The 17,949-nt window shown below is 72.8% G+C and carries 14 protein-coding genes and 3 pseudogenes; 11 read left to right on the forward strand and 6 right to left on the reverse strand.

Annotated elements, in window-relative coordinates; translation table 11 throughout:
• Positions 1-944, forward strand: a pseudogene (locus I3F58_RS25435) (hypothetical protein); the annotation flags it as partial.
• A 35-nt stretch (positions 945-979) separates the two neighbouring features.
• On the opposite strand, the gene I3F58_RS25440 reads toward I3F58_RS25435, so the two are convergent.
• Together I3F58_RS25440 and I3F58_RS25445 are read right to left on the reverse strand one after the other, a co-directional pair.
• On the reverse strand, positions 980-1,612 hold the full coding sequence (locus I3F58_RS25440; protein WP_240111031.1) for a response regulator transcription factor: 633 nt from the start codon (positions 1,610-1,612) through the stop codon (positions 980-982).
• Positions 1,609-2,805 (reverse strand): sensor histidine kinase, encoded by a 1,197-nt coding sequence (locus I3F58_RS25445; RefSeq protein WP_240111032.1) that lies wholly within the window; start codon positions 2,803-2,805, stop codon positions 1,609-1,611. The genes I3F58_RS25440 and I3F58_RS25445 overlap by 4 nt, the downstream gene beginning before the upstream one ends.
• A gap of 113 nt (positions 2,806-2,918) precedes the next feature.
• Between I3F58_RS25445 and I3F58_RS25450 the strand changes: the two genes are divergently transcribed.
• Both I3F58_RS25450 and I3F58_RS25455 read left to right on the forward strand, forming a co-directional pair.
• A complete protein-coding gene (locus I3F58_RS25450; RefSeq protein ID WP_240111033.1) occupies positions 2,919-4,010 on the forward strand; it encodes an ABC transporter permease in 1,092 nt (363 codons plus the stop codon).
• Positions 4,007-4,690 (forward strand): ABC transporter ATP-binding protein, encoded by a 684-nt coding sequence (locus tag I3F58_RS25455; protein ID WP_240111034.1) that lies wholly within the window; start codon positions 4,007-4,009, stop codon positions 4,688-4,690. Before I3F58_RS25450 ends, I3F58_RS25455 begins: the two co-directional genes overlap by 4 nt.
• A gap of 706 nt (positions 4,691-5,396) precedes the next feature.
• Here the strand turns inward: I3F58_RS25455 and I3F58_RS25460 are convergent.
• A complete protein-coding gene (locus tag I3F58_RS25460; protein ID WP_240111035.1) occupies positions 5,397-6,197 on the reverse strand; it encodes an IclR family transcriptional regulator in 801 nt (266 codons plus the stop codon).
• 337 nt (positions 6,198-6,534) lie between these two features.
• Here I3F58_RS25460 and allB point away from each other — a divergent pair, with 337 nt between their 5' ends.
• Together allB and alc are read left to right on the forward strand one after the other, a co-directional pair.
• The gene (gene allB, locus I3F58_RS25465) at positions 6,535-7,875 is read left to right on the forward strand and encodes an allantoinase AllB (protein WP_240111036.1); all 1,341 of its coding nucleotides are present in this window, start codon (positions 6,535-6,537) and stop codon (positions 7,873-7,875) included.
• 5 nt (positions 7,876-7,880) lie between these two features.
• On the forward strand, positions 7,881-9,005 hold the full coding sequence (gene alc, locus I3F58_RS25470; protein ID WP_240111037.1) for an allantoicase: 1,125 nt from the start codon (positions 7,881-7,883) through the stop codon (positions 9,003-9,005).
• Between the two features lie 402 nt (positions 9,006-9,407).
• Here alc and I3F58_RS25475 read toward each other — a convergent pair whose 3' ends face one another.
• Positions 9,408-9,671 (reverse strand): hypothetical protein, encoded by a 264-nt coding sequence (locus tag I3F58_RS25475; protein ID WP_240111038.1) that lies wholly within the window; start codon positions 9,669-9,671, stop codon positions 9,408-9,410.
• Between the two features lie 412 nt (positions 9,672-10,083).
• Between I3F58_RS25475 and I3F58_RS25480 the strand changes: the two genes are divergently transcribed.
• Positions 10,084-10,809 (forward strand): dienelactone hydrolase family protein, encoded by a 726-nt coding sequence (locus I3F58_RS25480; protein ID WP_240111039.1) that lies wholly within the window; start codon positions 10,084-10,086, stop codon positions 10,807-10,809.
• 970 nt (positions 10,810-11,779) lie between these two features.
• Here I3F58_RS25480 and I3F58_RS25485 read toward each other — a convergent pair.
• Positions 11,780-12,007, reverse strand: a complete 228-nt coding sequence (locus tag I3F58_RS25485; RefSeq protein ID WP_240111040.1) for a hypothetical protein — start codon at positions 12,005-12,007, stop codon at positions 11,780-11,782.
• Between the two features lie 147 nt (positions 12,008-12,154).
• Between I3F58_RS25485 and I3F58_RS25490 the strand changes: the two genes are divergently transcribed.
• From I3F58_RS25490 to I3F58_RS25505, 4 genes and pseudogenes are all read left to right on the forward strand, one after another.
• Positions 12,155-13,471, forward strand: a complete 1,317-nt coding sequence (locus tag I3F58_RS25490; RefSeq protein WP_240111041.1) for a histidine kinase — start codon at positions 12,155-12,157, stop codon at positions 13,469-13,471.
• Positions 13,468-14,166, forward strand: coding sequence for a response regulator transcription factor (locus I3F58_RS25495; RefSeq protein ID WP_240111042.1), 699 nt, complete (start codon positions 13,468-13,470; stop codon positions 14,164-14,166). The genes I3F58_RS25490 and I3F58_RS25495 overlap by 4 nt, the downstream gene beginning before the upstream one ends.
• 9 nt (positions 14,167-14,175) lie before the next feature.
• Positions 14,176-15,356, forward strand: a pseudogene (locus tag I3F58_RS25500) (cytochrome P450).
• A gap of 136 nt (positions 15,357-15,492) precedes the next feature.
• Positions 15,493-15,855, forward strand: a pseudogene (locus I3F58_RS25505) (PaaI family thioesterase); the annotation flags it as partial.
• A gap of 146 nt (positions 15,856-16,001) precedes the next feature.
• Here the strand turns inward: I3F58_RS25505 and I3F58_RS25510 are convergent.
• A complete protein-coding gene (locus I3F58_RS25510) occupies positions 16,002-17,021 on the reverse strand; it encodes a Gfo/Idh/MocA family oxidoreductase (protein ID WP_240111043.1) in 1,020 nt (339 codons plus the stop codon).
• Positions 17,022-17,121: 100 nt separating this feature from the next.
• On the opposite strand from I3F58_RS25510, the gene I3F58_RS25515 reads away from it, so the two are divergent.
• Entirely contained in the window at positions 17,122-17,895 is a 774-nt protein-coding gene (locus I3F58_RS25515) for a GntR family transcriptional regulator (protein WP_240111044.1), read from the forward strand.
• Positions 17,896-17,949: the final 54 nt, after the last annotated feature.

Here is a 17,949-nt window from a genome sequence, read left to right on the forward strand (position 1 = left end):
CCGCCACGCCCCCGCCCGGCTACGGGGCCGCGCCCACGCCCCCGCCCGGCGTCGGGCACGCCGCCACGCCCCCGCCCGTAGCCGGTTACCAGGCCACCCCGCCGCCCGGGTACGGTCAGGCGCCCACGCCGCACCCGTACACCCACCCGGTCGTCGGCACTGACCCGTACGGCGGCACACAGCCGGCGCCCATGCCCGCTCCGGCTCCCGCTCCGGCGCCCAAGCGGAAGTCGCGCGTCGGGCTGGTGGCCCTGGCCGCGGTGCTGGTGTTCGCCGTCGCGGGCAGCGCCACCGCGTACTTCGTCCTCAAGGACAAGGACCAGAACAGCCAGTCGCAGGGTGACGGCGGAAGCGATCAGCCCCGTACCCCGTCCTCGCCCTCTCCGGCGGGCGGTGGTGACGCCGCAGGCGGCGACCAGACCGGGAGCGGCACGGGCTCCGACTCCGGTTCCGACCCGGATTCCGGCTCGGACTCCGGCTCAGAGCCCGAGCCCGGGGCCGGGACCACGCCCGGCACCGGCTCGTCCGTCGGCGACGAGGGATCCACCGACCCGCCCGCCGCCGTGGAGTACCCGGGCATCGACCTGGTCAAGCGCTACGAACTCGCCCTCGCCGACGACCCGGTGAAGCCCAAGACCGACGGCGGCGACATCTACAACAGCCCGGTCTCCGGGATCGCCATCGCGAAGAGCAGCGCCCGCCTCGTCCTCCTGCGCACCGGACAGCCGGGCACCCTGGAGACCTGCATCAACGAGACGCGGTACGCGCAGTCCATCAGCAAGTCGAAGATGAGCAAGGGCTCCCGCATCTGCGTGCAGAACGGCGCCGGGGACGTCGCCCTGCTCACCGTCACGGGCTTCTCGCCGGACTCCGACCCCAGCGACTACATCAGCATGGACCTGACGGTGTGGCGCGGAGCCATGGACGTCGATCCGATGAGCTGACGGCGGGCCGACGGTCCGCCGGTGTCGGCGGACCGTCAGCGGCGGATCAGGCGGCGGGCGCGGGCCTCCGCGACCGCCGCCGTCCGCGACTCCACGCCCAGCTTGGCGAAGACATGGACCAGATGGGACTTGACGGTCGCCTGGCTGAGGAACAGCCGCTTGCTGATCTGCTGGTTCGACAGGCCCTCCCCGACCAGCTCCAGCACCTCCAGCTCCCGCTTCGTCAGCGTCTCGCCGGGCGTGCGCATCCGGTTCATGAGGCGGTGCGCGACAGCCGGGGCGAGCGCCGACTGGCCCGCTGCCGCGGTCCGCACCGCCGCTGCCAGCTCCTCCGGCGGCGCGTCCTTCAGCAGGTAGCCGCTCGCGCCCGCCTCCACCGCCGCCAGGATGTCCGCGTCCGTGTCATACGTCGTGAGGACCAGCACCCGGGGCGCCCCCGGGCCCCGCGCGGTGATCGCCGCCGTCGCCTCCGAGCCGTGCAGCGCGCCGCCGGTGAACTGCAGGTCCATCAGGACCACGTCCACCCCGCCCGCTGCCGCGCGCTCCACGGCGGCCTCCGCCGTCGCCGCCTCCGCGACCACCGTGAAGCCGGGTTCGGTGTCCAGCACGGCCCGCAGCCCGGCCCGTACGACAGGGTGGTCGTCGGCCAGGAGAAGCCTGATCGTCATGCCGGGACCTCCGGATTCAGGGGCAGCGCGACCGCCACCGCCGTGCCCTGGCCCGGCGCCGACTCCACCGCGAACGTGCCGCCCAGCGACTCCGCCCGCGCCCGCATCGCGGGCAGCCCGAACCCCCCGTCGGGGGAGGGAGCGCACAGGGCGGGGTCGAAGCCCCGGCCGTCGTCCACCACGTCCAGCGTCACCGAACCCTCCATGAACGTCAGCGTGATCTCCGCACGCTCCGCCTCCGCGTGCCGCACCGTGTTGGCCAGCGCCGACTGGGCGATCCGCAGCAGCGCCACCTCGTACGGCGTCGGCAGCACGACCGGCGTACCGGCCAGCGAGAAGCGCACGGCCGGGCCCCCGTGCCCCGAAGGCCCCTGCTCGCACAGTCGTCGCAGCGCCGCCTCCAGCGACCCGCGCCCCTCCAGATCCGGCGGCGCCAGCGCCCGTACGAAACGACGTGCCTCCGCCAGGTTGTCCTGCGCCGCCCGGCGCGCCTGCTCGATGTGCCCGGCCGCCGGGGAGTCCGGCGGCAGGGCCCGCTCGGCGGCCCGCAGCAGCAACTGGATCGACGACAGGCCTTGTGCCAGCGTGTCGTGGATCTCCCGGGCCAGCCGCTCGCGTTCCGCCAGCGTCCCCGCGTGCCGCTCCGCCGCCGCCAGCTCCTCGCGCGTCGAGATCAGCTCCTCGATGAGCCTGCGCCGCCGCTCGCTCTCCCGGTACAGCGCCTGATAACCGAGGACCGTCGCCACCGCGACCGCCGCGCCCAGCAGCGGCCCCACGAACACCCCCGGGTTCAGCGGTTCCCCGTGTCCCAGGTACGCGGCGATCGCCGCGCCCGCCGTCACCGTGACCGCCGGCAGCGCCCACCGCACCGGCAGCAGGTGCAGTTGCAGGAAGTACAGCGGGAACGCCACCCACAGCCCGTCCGGCGTCAGCGCCAGCAGCACCAGCCACGCCGCGCACAGCATCCCCAGCCACACCGCGGCCGCCGCCTGCGACTCCCGCACGCTACGGAGCGCGGACCCCGCCCCGTACACGGCGGCCGTCAGGACCGCGACCGCCACCACGGCCCCCGGGTGCGACGCCGTGTGGCCGTACACGGCGCGCAGGGCCGCCTGAGCCAGCAGACCGACCAGGAGGAGGTGCAGACAGACGCGCAGTACGCGCAGGGCAGGAGTGAGGGAGCGTGGATCCATGACCCGTCCAGCCTAGGCGGACGATTCCGTTCCGGCCCTCAACCGAAAGTTTGATACCGCGCCCATCCGCGGCGCGATGCCGGTGGCGGGGGCGGGCGGCCAGGCTGGTCGTCATGTTCGTGGCATGGAGAGACCTGCGATTCGCCAAGGGGCGGTTCGCCTTGATGGGCACGGTGATCGTGCTGATCACACTGCTGGTGGGGCTGCTGTCCGGCCTGACGGCCGGACTGGCGCGGGAGAACATCTCGGCCGTCACCGGGCTGCCCGCCGACCGGCTCGCGTTCGCGGCGCCGCCGGCCGGCCGCGAGGTGTCGTTCACCTCGTCGGCGGTGCCGGAGAGCGCGTGGCGCACCTGGGCGCGGCAGCCGGGGGTGACCTCCGCCGAGCCGCTCGGGATCAGCACGCTGAACGCGGGCGCGGAGGACGGGCGTACCGCTGCGGTGTCGCTCTTCGGTACCGAGCCCGGCTCCGGCATCGCGCCGGGTGGGACGCGGCTGGGGGACGGGCGGGCGGTCCTGTCCGGCTCGGCGGCCGATGAGCTGGGCGTGAGCGCCGGGGACACGGTCCGGCTGGGTGCGGCGGGGCGGGAGGTGACCGTCGCGGCGGTCGAGGGCGACGCCTCGTACGCGCACACGCCGGTGGTGTGGACGACGCTGGACGACTGGCAGGCCCTGGCCCGCACCGGGACGGCCTCGGAGAAGCAGGCCACGGTTGTCGCGCTGCGGGGCGACGGTGTCGATTTCGGTGCCGGGGACAGGGCTGCGGGCACCGAGAGCCGCAGCCTCGAAGGCGCGCTGGAGGCCATAGCGTCGTACCAGGCGGAGAACGGCTCGCTGCAGCTGATGCGGGGCTTCCTGTTCGTGATCTCCGCGCTGGTCACCGGAGCGTTCTTCACCGTGTGGACGATCCAGCGGAGCGGGGACGTGGCGGTGCTGAAGGCGCTTGGCGCCTCCACCTTCTATCTGCTGAAGGACGCGCTGGGGCAGGCCGTGGTGATGCTGGCCGCCGGGACACTGCTGGGTACGGGCCTGGCGGCAGGGCTCGGGGCGCTGGTGAGCGGCGGAAACGTGCCGTTCGTGCTGGAGCCGCTGACCGTGCTGGGGCCCGCGGCCGTGATGATCGCGCTGGGTGTCGTCGGCGCGGCCCTGTCCATCCGGCGGATCACCGCCGTCGACCCGCTGACCGCGCTGGGGAGTGCCCGATGAGCCTGCTGCTTGACGACGTGACGCTGACGTACCCGGACGGGGACGGGCGCCTGACCGCACTGGACGCTGTCGGGCTGTCGGTTCCGGCGGGGTCGCTGACGGCGGTCGTCGGACCGTCCGGGTCCGGCAAGTCCAGCCTGCTGGCGGTGGCCGCGACGCTGGTGACCCCGGACCGGGGACGGGTGCTGGTGGACGGCGTCGACACGTCCGCGCTGGACCCCGCGGGGCGGGCCGCGTTGCGGCTCGGGCGCGTCGGGATCGTGTTCCAGCAGCCGAACCTGCTGCCGTCGCTGACGGCGGTCGAGCAGTTGCTGGTGATGGCCCACATGGCCGGACGCGGTGTGGGAGACGCTCACGGACGGGCGATGGAGCTGCTGGAGGCGGTGGGGCTGGGCGGGCAGGCCGGGCGGCGCCCGCACCAGCTGTCGGGCGGACAGCGGCAGCGGGTGAACATCGCGCGGGCGCTGATGAACGAGCCCGCGGTGCTGCTGGTCGACGAGCCGACGAGCGCGCTGGACCATGAGCGGGGGGCGGCGGTGCTGGACCTGCTGGCCGCGCTGACCCGCGAGCGCGGCACGGCGACGGTGCTCGTCACCCACGACGAGGCCCACCTGCACCTCGCGGACACGGTGGTCACGGTCCGCGACGGCCGGGTGAGCGCGGGCTGCCGGGCGGCGTGACGGGGCGGGCCGCGTCGCGGGTGCGCCCGCGTATCGGCGGCCGTCCGGCCCCGTGGCGGCCGGACGGCCGGCGGTGCCGTTGCGGCGGGCGTACGTACTGTGCGGAGTCCCGGTGGCGGGGGCGCCGGTGCCGTCGGGCGGGTACCCGGCGTGCGCGGCGCCCCGTCGGCGGGGGACCGGGCCTTCTGCGGCGGCGAGGCTCCGGCCCGGTGCGGCATGCCTGCCGCGCGGGGCGTCCCGGCTGTGGCGGTGCGTGCCGCTGCCGGTGCGTGGTGCCGACCGCTTTCCGGAGGACCGCCGTGGCGCCGGCGTGCTTCTGCTCCGTGGGTGTTGGGTGTGCCGGGGGGCACTCCTGCGGATCACCTCCGCACGACGGCTCGTGCGGGCGCCGGACGTACGGCGGGTGTCATCACCGCCGTGGCTGCGGGGGTGATGACACCCGCCGCGAGGGCGTGCGGGTCGGCACGGTGCGGGTCCCCGCCGTGGTGTGCGGCGGGTGGGCCGGGGCGGTTGTGCCCCCGCTGTGCCCACCCGTTCCGCCGGGGAGAACGGGTGGGCACAGCGGGGAACCGGTCCCGTGGCCGCAGCACCCGAGCCGCATCCGCACCTCGCGTGCGCCGCTCCCGTTCCGGGAGCTGACCCGCACCCCGTGGGCGCCGCCCACCCGTGGGCCTCCCCGCCGGGACGGCGACCCACAGGGGGCGGGTCAGGCCTGGAGGGTCGTCGTGGTGAGCGCGGTGGACAGGTCGCGGGCGACTTCCTGGAGCACCGGCACGATCTTGTCCGTCTCCGCCTCGGTCACCCGCCCCGCGGGCCCCGAGATGGAGATCGCCGCCGGTGTGGGCGAGTCCGGTACGGACACCGCGAGGCACCGCACCCCTATCTCCTGCTCGTTGTCGTCGACCGCGTACCCCGCCGCCCGCACCTGCTCCAGCGCCGCGAGGAAGCCCTCAGGCGTGGTGATGGTCTTCTCCGTCGCCGCGGGCATGCCCGTACGGGCGAGCAGGGCCCGCACCTCCTCCGGCGGGGTGTGGGCCAGCAGGGCCTTGCCCACACCCGTGGAGTGGGGGAGCACCCGGCGGCCCACCTCGGTGAACATCCGCATCGAGTGCTTGGACGGCACCTGCGCCACGTAGACGATCTCGTCCCCGTCGAGCAGGGCCATGTTCGCCGTCTCGCCCGTCTCCTCGACGAGGCGGGACAGGTACGGACGCGCCCACGTGCCCAGCAGGCGGGACGCGGACTCCCCGAGGCGGATCAGCCGCGGCCCGAGCGCGTACCGCCTGTTGGCCTGCTGGCGTACGTACCCGCAGGCGACCAGCGTGCGCATGAGCCGGTGGATGGTGGGCAGCGGCAGTCCGCTGCTCGACGAGAGTTCGCTCAGCCCGACCTCGCCCCCGGCGTCGGCCATCCTCTCCAGGAGGTCGAAGGCACGCTCAAGGGACTGGACGCCGCCGCCTCCGGCGGGCTTGGCGGCGTCGGTGGCGCTGGCGCTGGACGTCGGCACGTCAACGGTCCTTTCGAGGCGGGTGGACAAGGCAGCAGCCTACCGGGCCCGCGCGGCAGGCACAGTGCCCGCATCATGGGATCAAGGCCGGTCAGGGGCTGTTTGTCCGGGTGTCCGCCGTGATCCGTGGCAGGCGCGGAACGCTCCGCTGTGTGGAACCACATTCTACTCTCCGGAATCCTCTTTCCGTTTTGTGGAAATCTCCAAGCGGAGTCTCTGTCCTCGGGCGACCCTTGACGGCGCAGGACGGGCGGGTGAAGACTCCTTCAACAGTTCGTTGAAGCTTGCCGGATGAGGCGGGAGTGACGGGAATACCGTGAATGGGGAGAGTCTGAGCATGGACGTGCCCGTGGACCTGGTGCTGCGTTCGACACGTGTGGTGACCCCCGAGGGGACGCGCGCCGCAGCCGTCGCCGTGGCCGGCGGGACCATCGCCGCGGTCCTGCCGTACGACTCGGAGATCCCCGCCGCCGCCCGTCTGGAGGACGTCGGTGACCGGGTCGTCCTCCCCGGCCTGGTGGACACCCACGTCCATGTGAACGACCCGGGCCGCACCGAGTGGGAGGGCTTCTGGACCGCCACCCGGGCCGCCGCGGCAGGCGGCATCACCACCCTGCTCGACATGCCGCTCAACTCCCTGCCGCCCACCACCACCGTCGGCCACCTGCGCGTCAAGCAGGACGTCGCCCGGCCCAAGGCGCATGTCGACGTCGGCTTCTGGGGCGGCGCCCTGCCCGACAACGTCAAGGACCTGCGACCGCTGCACGACGCCGGGGTCTTCGGCTTCAAGTGCTTCCTGTCGCCCTCGGGTGTCGACGAGTTCCCGCCCCTCGACCAGGACCGGCTCGCCACCTCCCTCGCGGAGATCACCGGGTTCGACGGGCTGATGATCGTCCATGCGGAGGACCCGCACCACCTCGCCGCCGCTCCGCAGAAGAGTTCCGGGCGGTACGCCGACTTCCTCGCCTCCCGGCCGCGCGACGCCGAGAACACCGCCATCGGGAACCTCATCGCCCAGGCCCGCCGCCTGGACGCCCGGGTGCACGTGCTGCACCTGTCCTCTGCCGACGCCCTGCCGCTGATCGCGGACGCCCGGCGGGAAGGCGTCCGGATCACGGTGGAGACCTGCCCGCACTTCCTCACGCTCACCGCCGAGGAGGTCCCCGACGGTGCCACCGAGTTCAAGTGCTGCCCCCCTATCCGCGAGTCCGCCAACCAGGACGCCCTGTGGGCCGGGCTGGCCGACGGGACGATCGACTGCATCGTCTCCGACCACTCCCCGTCCACCGCCGATCTGAAGACCCCCGACTTCTCCACCGCCTGGGGCGGCATCTCCTCCCTCCAGCTGGGGCTGCCCGCCGTCTGGACCGAGGCCCGGCGCCGCGGCCACAGCATCGACGACGTGGCCCGCTGGATGTCCACGGCCCCCGCCGCCCTGGCCGGGCTGGAGCGGAAGGGTGCCATCGCAGCGGGCCGGGACGCCGACTTCGCCGTCCTCGAACCCGACGAGACCTTCACCGTCGACCCGGCGCGGCTCCAGCACCGCAACCGGGTCACCGCCTACGCGGGCCGCACCCTGTACGGCGTCGTCACCTCCACCTGGCTGCGCGGCGAACGCGTCGCCGACCGCGGCAACCCGGCAGAGCCCAGCGGGCGACTGCTCGAAAGGAACAAGTGAATCCCGTGACCGACACCACCGGCATACCGCGCTTCACCGGAGACGCCAGTCCGTACGGCGGCGGCGACCCGTACGCCGACTACCGCACCGCCGAGTTCCCGTTCGCCGGCCTCGCGGACCTGGCCGACCGGCGCCTCGGTGCGGGTGTCGTCGCCGCCAACGACGAGTTCTTCGCGGAGCGTGAGAACCTCCTCAAGCCCGAGGCCGCCGAGTTCGACCCCGAGCACTTCGGCCACAAGGGCAAGATCATGGACGGCTGGGAGACCCGCCGCCGCCGCGGCCTCTCCGCCGAGCAGCCCCACCCGACGGAGGACGACCACGACTGGGCCCTCGTCCGGCTCGGTGCCCCCGGCGTCATCCGCGGCATCGTCGTCGACACCGCCCACTTCCGCGGCAACTATCCGCAGGCCGTCTCCATCGAGGGCGCCTCGGTGCCCGGCTCCCCGTCGCCCGAGGAACTCCAGGCGCCCGACGTCGAGTGGACCACCCTCGTCCCGCGCACCGCCGTGGGCGGGCACGCAGCGAACGGTTTCTCCGTCGAGGCCGAGCGGCGCTTCACCCACCTCCGCGTCAACCAGCACCCCGACGGCGGCATCGCCCGCCTCCGGGTGTACGGCCTTGTCGCCCCCGACCCGTCCTGGCTCGGTGTCCTCTCCACCTTCGACCTCGCCGCCCTGGAGAACGGCGGCAGCGTCGAGGACGCCTCAGACCGCTTCTACTCACCGGCCACCAACACCATCCAGCCCGGTCGCTCCCGCAAGATGGACGACGGCTGGGAGACCCGCCGCCGCCGCGACCGCGGCAACGACTGGATCCGCTACCGGCTCACCGAGCAGGCAGAGATCCGCTCCGTCGAGATCGACACCGCCTACCTCAAGGGCAACAGCGCCGGGTGGGCCTCCCTCTCCGTACGCGACGGCGAGGACGGCGACTGGACCGAGTTCCTGCCCCGGACCCGGCTCCAGCCCGACACCAACCACCGCTTCGTCCTGCCGGAGCCGGCCATGGGCACCCACGTCCGCATCGACATCTACCCCGACGGCGGCATCTCCCGGCTGCGCCTCTTCGGCTCCCTGACGGAGGCCGGCGCCAAGCGCCTCACCACCCGCCACCAGGAACTCGGCGGCTGACCCGCGCCCTTGCGGACCCGGGCAGCACGACACCTGCCCGTCCGGCGGCGGGGCGCACCGGCCCGACAGCACCGGTGCGCCCCGCCCACCCGACTGCGCCGCCAGTGGGACACCTCCGCTGTGCCCGCGGCCCGTCGACGCGTCCGCGGGCCGTCCCCCGCTGCGCTGGTGACCGGAACGTCACGGCGTACGAGAGGCGTGCCCGGCGGCCCAGCTCACCCTCACCTCGTTCTTGACGCCCGACGGCGTCACGAAGGCCCCGGCGGCCGCGACGAGGAACTCGGCGGTGGCTTCGGCTGCGGCGGCCGGCTCGTGCCGTCGTCCGACAAGGACATGGCCCGGTCCATGACCGGGGTGTTCGACCGCCGCGACGCCCTTCTCCGTTCTCCTCGGCCGCCGCACCTACGAGATCCTCGCCGCGTACCGGCCGAAGGCCACCGCCCCGGACGACCGGGCGGCGAGCCGCTCCCTCCCCGGACACGTCGTCACCCGCACCCCGGACAACACCGACCGGCACGGCTCCCGCATCGTGCGCGGCGACCTCGTCGAGGAGGTGAACCGGCTCAGGCGGCAGCCCGGCCGGGGATCCAGGTCCACAGCAGTGCTCGCCTCGCCCACGGCTTGATCGCCCCTGGCCTCGCCGACGTCTGCAACCTCCTCGTCCACCCCGTCTTCCTCGGCAAAGGCCGCTGAATGGTCCCGACGGGGGCAGGCCCACCGCCTTCAGGCTCGACGGCCACCGCACCACCAGGTCCGGCGTCACCGTCCAGACCTACCGGCCCGCCGGTCCGGCCCGGTTCGGGGCCTTCGGCCCCCGACCGGTGACCACACCTCGGGCACGGTGACCGGCGCCCCCGCGCGCCGCCGACGCCTCACCCGCCCCGGGCCTCGACGACCTCGGGGAACATCGGTACGGCGGTCGGCGCTGAGAACGATCACGGGTCGGGGCGTGAGCGCGCTGACCGCTTGAGCTCGCCATGGTTTGACGACAGGCGGACGGTGCCCCGGAGAGAGGCCGCTGTCCGCTGGCGGTGAACCCCCGTCCGAGCGAACTCGACGGTCACTACAGTCCGGTCGCATGACGACGGTCACAACGCGTGCAGTGGAGTATCCGGCCGATCACCTGACGATGATCGGGCACCTCGCACTCCCGGCCGGTGCCGATCGCCGGCCCGCAGTCCTGATCGGACCCGAGGGGATGGGACTCAGTCACGTCGAGCGCCGCCGGGCCGAGGCCCTGGCGGAGCTGGGGTACGTGGCACTGGCCTTTGACCTGCATGGCGGGCGCTATTTGAGCGACCCCGAGGAGATGCTGGCCCGTTGCATGCCGCTGCTCGCCGATCCCCACCGGATGCGGTGCATCGGCCATGCGGCGCTTGACGTGTTGCGCGCCGAATCGCGGGCCGACCTCGACCGCATTGCGGCTGTCGGTTACGGCACCGGGGGCGCCATCGCGTTGGAGCTCGGGCGTGACGGCGTCGACCTGCGCGCGATAGGGACAGTCAATGCACTGACCACGGGCCGACCGGACGAGGCGGCACGCATTCGCTGCCCGGTGTGGGCCGGAGTCGGTTCGGAAGACCCGATCATGCCGCCCGCGCAACAGGAGGCATTCACTGCCGAGATGCAGGCCGCGGGTGTCGACTGGCGCCTCACGGTCTACGGCGGAGCCTTGCACGCCTTCCACCATCCACCGGTCGACCACACCGCGCCCCCTGGTGTCGGCTACCACCCGCGGCACGCACAGCGAGCTTGGCGCGACATCGTCGACCTGCTCGCCGAGTGCCTACCCGTAACGCGGTGATGTGGGCGGCTGCTGACGCACATTCATGCCCGCCGTCCTCGTCCACGCTCACCGCTTCTTCGCGATCCAGGCACCCGATGTGACTGCGAGATCACCGTTCAACCCTCCAGGCGTAGGCGCGGCACCAACTGGCCTTTCGACTTTGGAGTAGAGAGCTGACAGTCACCATTCGACTACGCGAGCCCACCAGTACTCCTACAGGGGTGCCCGGCTTTACTCATCCCCATACTGCTTGCAGTCGTCGTAGTACAGGTAGTCGGAGCCTTCGCAGAGGCTGTCGGTGTATCCCGGCTCGTGAATGGTGTCGGTGATATCCGGAGTGTCGTCCCGTGGGGCGTCGTCATCGGCCCCACTGCATGCCTGAACGACGCTCAGAATGACCACGAGCCACATGAAGGCCGCGCCCCCCCATCGTGCACCCTGACGGCTTCTTGACTGGCTCCACACTGGCGTTCGACTCTTCAGCCTGCTTCCAACGCCGCCGTTCCTCGGCCCGCAACGCACCCTCCTCGGCCTCCTGTCGTTCCCCCTCCCGCTCGGCTTCGGTACGCCAGTACTGCTCTGCGCCCGAGGGCGTCACGTGACGCACGCTCGCTTCGTCGTGCCCCTCCTGCCGGGCGTGGGCTCGTACCGCGGCAGCCGTCGTCATCTTTTCGGCCTGTGCCCCAGGGCGCCCGCATGCCTGACACGTCCAATCCACCTGTGCCGCCCCCTCGTCTGCGTCGTGATCCTGGTGCTCATCCTCGCCGGACTTGCAGCACGGCGCGGTCGAGGAGCCGATCAGAGAAACAACGCGAGAACGACGTCACCACGACTCGGTCTCGGTAACGGGTGATACGAGGGCCAGGCCCGAGGGCATGGGGCCCGATACGCCGCTAACACATAGTCACCAGCAGGTTGGCTTCCTCGGGGAACTGGCGTCAGTTGAATTGGCGAGCTCACCAGTACCGAGGCCGGAGGGGAACACCTTTCAGGCCGCGGCCCTGCCGAGGCGGCCCGCGGCTGCCGCTATCGACGCCCCGAGCGCGGCGATCGCCACGTTCGCGTGTATCTCGTAGCCGTGCAGCAGACCCACGTTCTCCGTCAGGAGGCGCGTGAAGCCCAGCAGGCCGAACCAGCCGTCCGTCAACTCGCGGAGTACTCCGGCGACACCGCCGAGCGCCAGCCCCGCACCCACCCATTCGAGCAGTTTCCTCATGACTCCGATCATGCGCTCCGGCGCAGCGGCGGCGCTTCCGTCTTAGGAACAGCGGGCGCGGTCCGGAGGTATCACGTCGCGCGACTTTGGTAGCGGGTCTCCGTCCTGCGCCGGATAACCGGCTCTCACCTGCGTATTTTTGAGGACATGACACGTGCGGAGTACCCCTGGCTGTTGCCCTCCGACCTCGCCGGCCTTGCGGATCTCGAAGAGCACGGCCGGGACGGCCGCCGCCGCCCCCGTACCGTACGGGACTGGGTCGTCGACACGGTCGGCTTCGTGCTCGCCGCCCTCCTCTACGCCGCGAGTATCGCCACCGACACCAGCACCGAAGAGGCGACAGCCTGGACGCTCGTCCTCGCCGACGTGATCATCGGCGCCGCCGCCTGCGCCTCCCTCTGGGCCCGTCGCCGCTGGCCCGTCGCCGTACCGCTGGCCGTGTCCGTGGCCGGGGTTCTCGCCCCGTCCACCGGCGGCGCCCTCCTCGTCGCCCTGTTCGGCGCCGCCGTTCGCGTACCGTTCCCGCGGCTCGCCGTCGTCGGCGGCGTCGCCCTGGCGGTGAGCGTCGTGCAGGGTTTCATCTGGCCCGATCCCGAGTTCTCCGCGGTCGTCGCCATCATCGTCACCCTTGTGCTGCTGCTCCTCGTCATCGGCTGGGGCATGCTCGTCCGCGCCCGCCGCCAGCTTGTCGCCGCACTGCGCGAACGGGCCCGCCGTGCCGAGGCGGAGGCCGGACTGCGCGCCTACCAGGCGCAGCGCGCCGCCCGCGAGGCCATCGCCCGAGAGATGCACGATGTGCTCGCCCACCGGCTGACCCTGCTCAGCGTCCACGCCGGAGCCCTGGAGTTCCGCCCCGACGCGCCCCCCGCCGAGGTGGCCCGCGCCGCCGGGATCATCCGGGACAGCGCCCATGAAGCGCTCCAGGACCTGCGGCAGATCATCGGCGTGCTCCGCGCCCCCGGCGACCCGGACGACGCGCACGGCGACCACCCGCAGCCCACCCTGGCCACGCTCGACGCCCTGATCGCGGAGTCCCGCGACGCCGGCATGAAGGTCACCTTCGACAACCGTGCGGGCGACCCCGCCACCGTCCCCGTCGCCACCGGCCGTACGGCCTACCGCATCGTGCAGGAGGCGCTCACCAACGCCCGCAAGCACGCCCCGGGCGCCGAAGTGACCGTCACCGTCACCGGCCGTCCCGGCACGGACCCCTGGGCCACGCCCGCCTCTGCGCTCACAACCACGCGCAGGACCAAGGCCGTTGCCGCCGACGGCATCAGCCCCGGTCTCTCCGTGCACGTCCACAACCCCGCGCCCGACGGGCCCGCCCCGCACGTCCCCGGGTCCGGGCAGGGCCTCATCGGGCTCACCGAACGCGCCGCCCTCGCGGGGGGCGGTCTGAGTCACGGACCCGCTCCCGACGGCGGGTTCACCGTCCAGGCCTGGCTACCGTGGCCCTCATGACCAGTCGCACCATCCGCCTGATCGTCGTCGACGACGATCCGCTAGTCCGTGCCGGGCTCGCCCTCATGCTCGGCGGAGCCGAGGACATCGAGATCGTCGGAGAGGCCGCCGACGGCGCCGCCGTGCCCGCACTCGTCGACCGGGTGGGCCCGGACGTCGTCCTCATGGACATCCGTATGCCCGGCGTCGACGGCCTCACCGCCACCGAACGGCTCCGTGCCCGCCCCGACGCCCCCGACGTCATCGTCCTCACCACCTTCCACGCCGACGAGCAGGTGCTGCGTGCCCTGCGCGCCGGTGCCGCCGGCTTCGTCCTGAAGGACACCCGGCCCGCCGACATCGTCGACGCCGTGCGGAGGGTGGCCGCGGGCGACCCCGTCCTCTCCCCGGCCGTCACCCGCCAGCTCATGACCCACGTCGCCGCCGTCCCGGGCGCCCGGGAGCCCGCCTCCCGTGATTCCGGCCGCCGTGCCACCGCCCGCCTCGGCACCCTCGCGGACCGGGAGCGCGAGGTCGCCCTCGCCGTCGGCCAGGGCCGTTCCAACGCGGAGATCGCCGCCGTCCTGTACATGAGCGTCCCCACCGTGAAGGCCCATGTCTCCCGCATCCTCGGCAAGCTCGGCCTCAACAACCGTGTGCAGATCGCACTGCTCGTCCACGACGCCGGACTGCTCGAGGACGGGAGCAGCGCCTAGGGTGGGACGATGGCCGTCATCGATCTGGCAGAGCAGGGAGCGGAGTTCACTGCCGATCCCTATCCCTTCTACGCCAGGCTGCGGAAGGCCGGGCCCGTACACGAGGTGCGCGCGGCCGGGCACCATGCCTGGCTCGTCGTCGGACACGCCGAGGCCAGGGCCGCCCTCAACGACCCCCGCCTCTCCAAGTCGCCGTCGACCGCCGGTATGACGTTCCTCGACGAGGAGGTCATCGGCCCCAACCTGCTGGTACTCGACCCGCCCGAACACATCCGGCTGCGGCGGCTCGTCACCCGGGAGTTCACCGCCCGGCGCGTCGAGGCCCTGCGTCCCCGCGTCCAGACCGTCACGGACACGCTCCTCGACGCGATGACACCGGCCGGACGGGCCGATCTCGTCGCGGACTTCGCCTTCCCGCTGCCCATCACGGTCATCTGCGAGCTGCTCGGCGTGCCCACCGCCGACCGCGACGCCTTCCGGGCCTGGTCCACCGAGATCGTCGCCCCGACCGGGGCCGAGGGCGAACGGGCCGCGGTCTACGGGCTGGACGCCTACCTCGCGGGCCTCATCGAGGACAAGCGGGCCGCCGATTCCTCCGACGACCTGCTGTCCGCGCTGCTGCGCACCGGGGCCGAGGGCGGCGACCGGCTGTCCACGGCCGAACTGCGCGCCATGGCCTATCTGCTTCTGATCGCGGGGCACGAGACGACGGTCAACCTGATCTCCAACGGGGTACGGGCGTTGCTGGCTCATCCGGAACAACTGGCGTCTCTTCGCGCCGACTTCAGGCTGCTGGATGGAGCCGTTGAGGAGATGCTGCGCTTCGACGGGCCCGTGGAGACCGCGACGTACCGATTCGCCCGGGAGCCGGTGACGGTGGGGGCGCGGAGATCCCGGCGGGCAGTGCGGTGCTCGTCAGCCTTGCCGCGGGGGACCGCGACCCGGACCGCTATCCGGACCCCGACCGGTTCGACATCCGCCGTGAACCGTCCGGACACCTCGCTTTCGGGCACGGCATCCACTTCTGTCCGGGTGCGCCACTGGCCCGACTCGAGGCCCGGATCGCGATCCGTTCCCTGCTGGAGCGGCTTCCCGGCCTCGGCCTCGATCACGATCCGTCCGCCGGGCCGCCGGACTGGCTGCCCGGACTTCTCATGCGCGGCGTACGCCGGCTTCCTGTCAGGTGGTGACCCCCTTATGACCAACTCTTCTATGACCGACCCGCGGCCCGGTGCTCAGACCGGTGCACGGACCGATGTCGAGACCGACCCTGGTCTGGAGCTCGCGCGGAAGGTGCTCGACAGCCAGCCCTTCAGCCGGTTGCTCGGCGCGCGCGTCACCGCGTTCGGTGACGGCCGGGCGACGCTGGAGCTGGACATGCGCGAGGAGCTCCAGCAGCACAACGGCTTTCTGCACGGCGGTGTTCTCTCGTACGCCGCAGACAACGCGATCACCTTCGCTGCCGGTACCGCGTTGGGGGCGGCGGTGCTCACTGCCGGGTTCTCCGTCCAGTACGTCCGGCCCGCGACCGGACGGGTGCTCGTCGCGCGGGCGGCCGTGGTGCACGCCGGGCGGCGGCAGGCGGTGGTGCGATGCGATCTGCTGAGCGTTGCCGAGGGCGGGGCGGAGACGCTCTGCGCGGTCGCCCAGGGGACGGTGCTGTCCAACGCCGCCACCCCGTCCGACTGAACCCGGGCCCGGGACGTGCCCGGCGGGTCTCTCCCCGCCCCGCCGCTTCCCGGCGGTATCGCCCCGCGGCCACCGCCGCGTGAACGGCCTCCGCCCCGGACCCCGGTGCGCATTTGGACGGTGCCCGTCCGCGAGGACCGGACCGGTTACGGTCCGCCCGCCTCCGCCCCCGGGATCTCCTCCAGCCGCACCGGCCGGTGCTCCCGGCGGGACACCTCGCACGCCTCCGCGACCCGCAGCGCCGCCAGGGCCTCATGGCCGTCGCAGGGGTTGCCGCGGTCACCCTGGACGTACCGTACGAACGCGTCCAGCTCCGCCCGGTACGCCGGGGCGAAGCGTTCGAGGAAGCCCGGCCACGGGTCCGTGGCCGGGGGCGGGCCCTTGGGTTCCGTCGACGTGATCGGGGTGCGGTCGTCGAGGCCCACGGCGATGGTGTCCCGCTCCCCGGCCAGCTCCATCCGCACGTCGTAGCCGGCACCGTTGCAGCGGGTCGCCGTCGCCGTGGCCAGGGTGCCGTCGTCCAGGGTCAGCAGGGCCGCCGCCGTGTCCACGTCCCCCGCGTCGCGGAACATCCGGGGCCCCGCGTCCGCCCCGGTCGCGTACACCTCCGTCACCTCGCGGCCGGTCACCCACCGCACCATGTCGAAGTCGTGCACCAGGCAGTCCCGGTACAGCCCGCCGGAGACCGGGAGGTACGCCGCAGGCGGCGGTGCCGCGTCGGAGGTCACGGCCCGCACGGTGTGCAGCCGGCCCAGCCGCCCCTCCCGTACGGCCGCACGGGCCGCGCCGTACCCGGCGTCGAACCGGCGCATGAAGCCGATCTGCAGGGGGGTGCCCTCCTCCGCCACCACCCGCAGGGCCCGCAGGGTGCCCTCCAGGTCGGGGGCGATCGGCTTCTCGCAGAAGGCGGGCAGACCGGCCCGCGCCGCCCGTCGGATCAGTTCGGCGTGCGCCGAGGTGGCCGAGGTGATCACCACCGCGTCCACGCCCCAGGCGAAGACCTCGTCGACGGTCGGCGCGGCGGTGGCGCCGATGGCCCGCGCCACCGCCGCGGCCCGCTCGCGGTCCACGTCGGTGACGAGCAGCCCGCCCACCTCCGCGTGCCCGGCCAGAGCCTTTGCGTGAAATGTTCCGATCCGCCCGGTTCCGATCAATCCGATACGCATGTCCCAAAGTGGCCACGATCAACGCGTCATGTCAAGCATTTGTCCAGACAATGTGACTTCACAACTTCCCGTCATCATTTCTTGCGGATACGCTCGCTCCGTGGCCAAGCAGACCCGAGAAGAGACCGGACCCGTCGCCCCGCTGCAGCTCAGCGTCGACCGCAGCAGCCCCGTGCCCCTCTACTACCAGCTCTCCCAGCAGCTGGAGGCGGCCATCGAGAACGGCACCCTCACCCCCGGCAGCCTGCTCGGCAACGAGATCGAACTGGCGAACCGGCTCGGTCTCTCGCGCCCCACCGTCCGGCAGGCCATCCAGGCCCTCGTCGACAAAGGACTCCTCGTCCGGCGCCGCGGAGTCGGCACCCAGGTCGTCCACAGCCAGGTCAAACGCCCCCTCGAACTCAGCAGTCTCTACGACGACCTGGAAGCCGCCGGACAGCGCCCCGCCACCCGGCTCCTGGTTCACCGCACCGAACCGGCGGACGCCGAGGTCGCCGCCGCCCTCGCCGTACCGGAGGGCAGCGACGTCCTATACGTGGAGCGGCTGCGCAGCGCTCACGGCGAACCCATGGCCCTTCTCCGCAACCACCTCCCGGCCGGGCTCGTCGACCTGGAGGGCGCGCGGCTGGAGACGACCGGCCTCTACCGGCTCATGCGGGGAGCGGGCATCACCCTGCACAGCGCCCGCCAGTCCATCGGCGCCCGGTCCGCCGCCGGGCCCGAGGGCGAACTGCTCGGCGAGCCGGAGGGCGCGCCGCTCCTGACCATGGAGCGCACGACCTACGACGACACGGGCCGCGCGGTCGAATTCGGCTCCCACCTGTATCGCGCGTCGCGCTACGCGTTCGAGTTCCAGCTGCTGGTCCGCGCGTAAGGCGTGACCGGCCGGCTGTCCCTCCGCCCCCGCTCCTCCCCTGCCGGGTGGGCA

The organism is Streptomyces sp. MUM 203J (assembly GCF_022414595.1).
Taxonomy (GTDB): Bacteria; Actinomycetota; Actinomycetes; order Streptomycetales; family Streptomycetaceae; genus Streptomyces.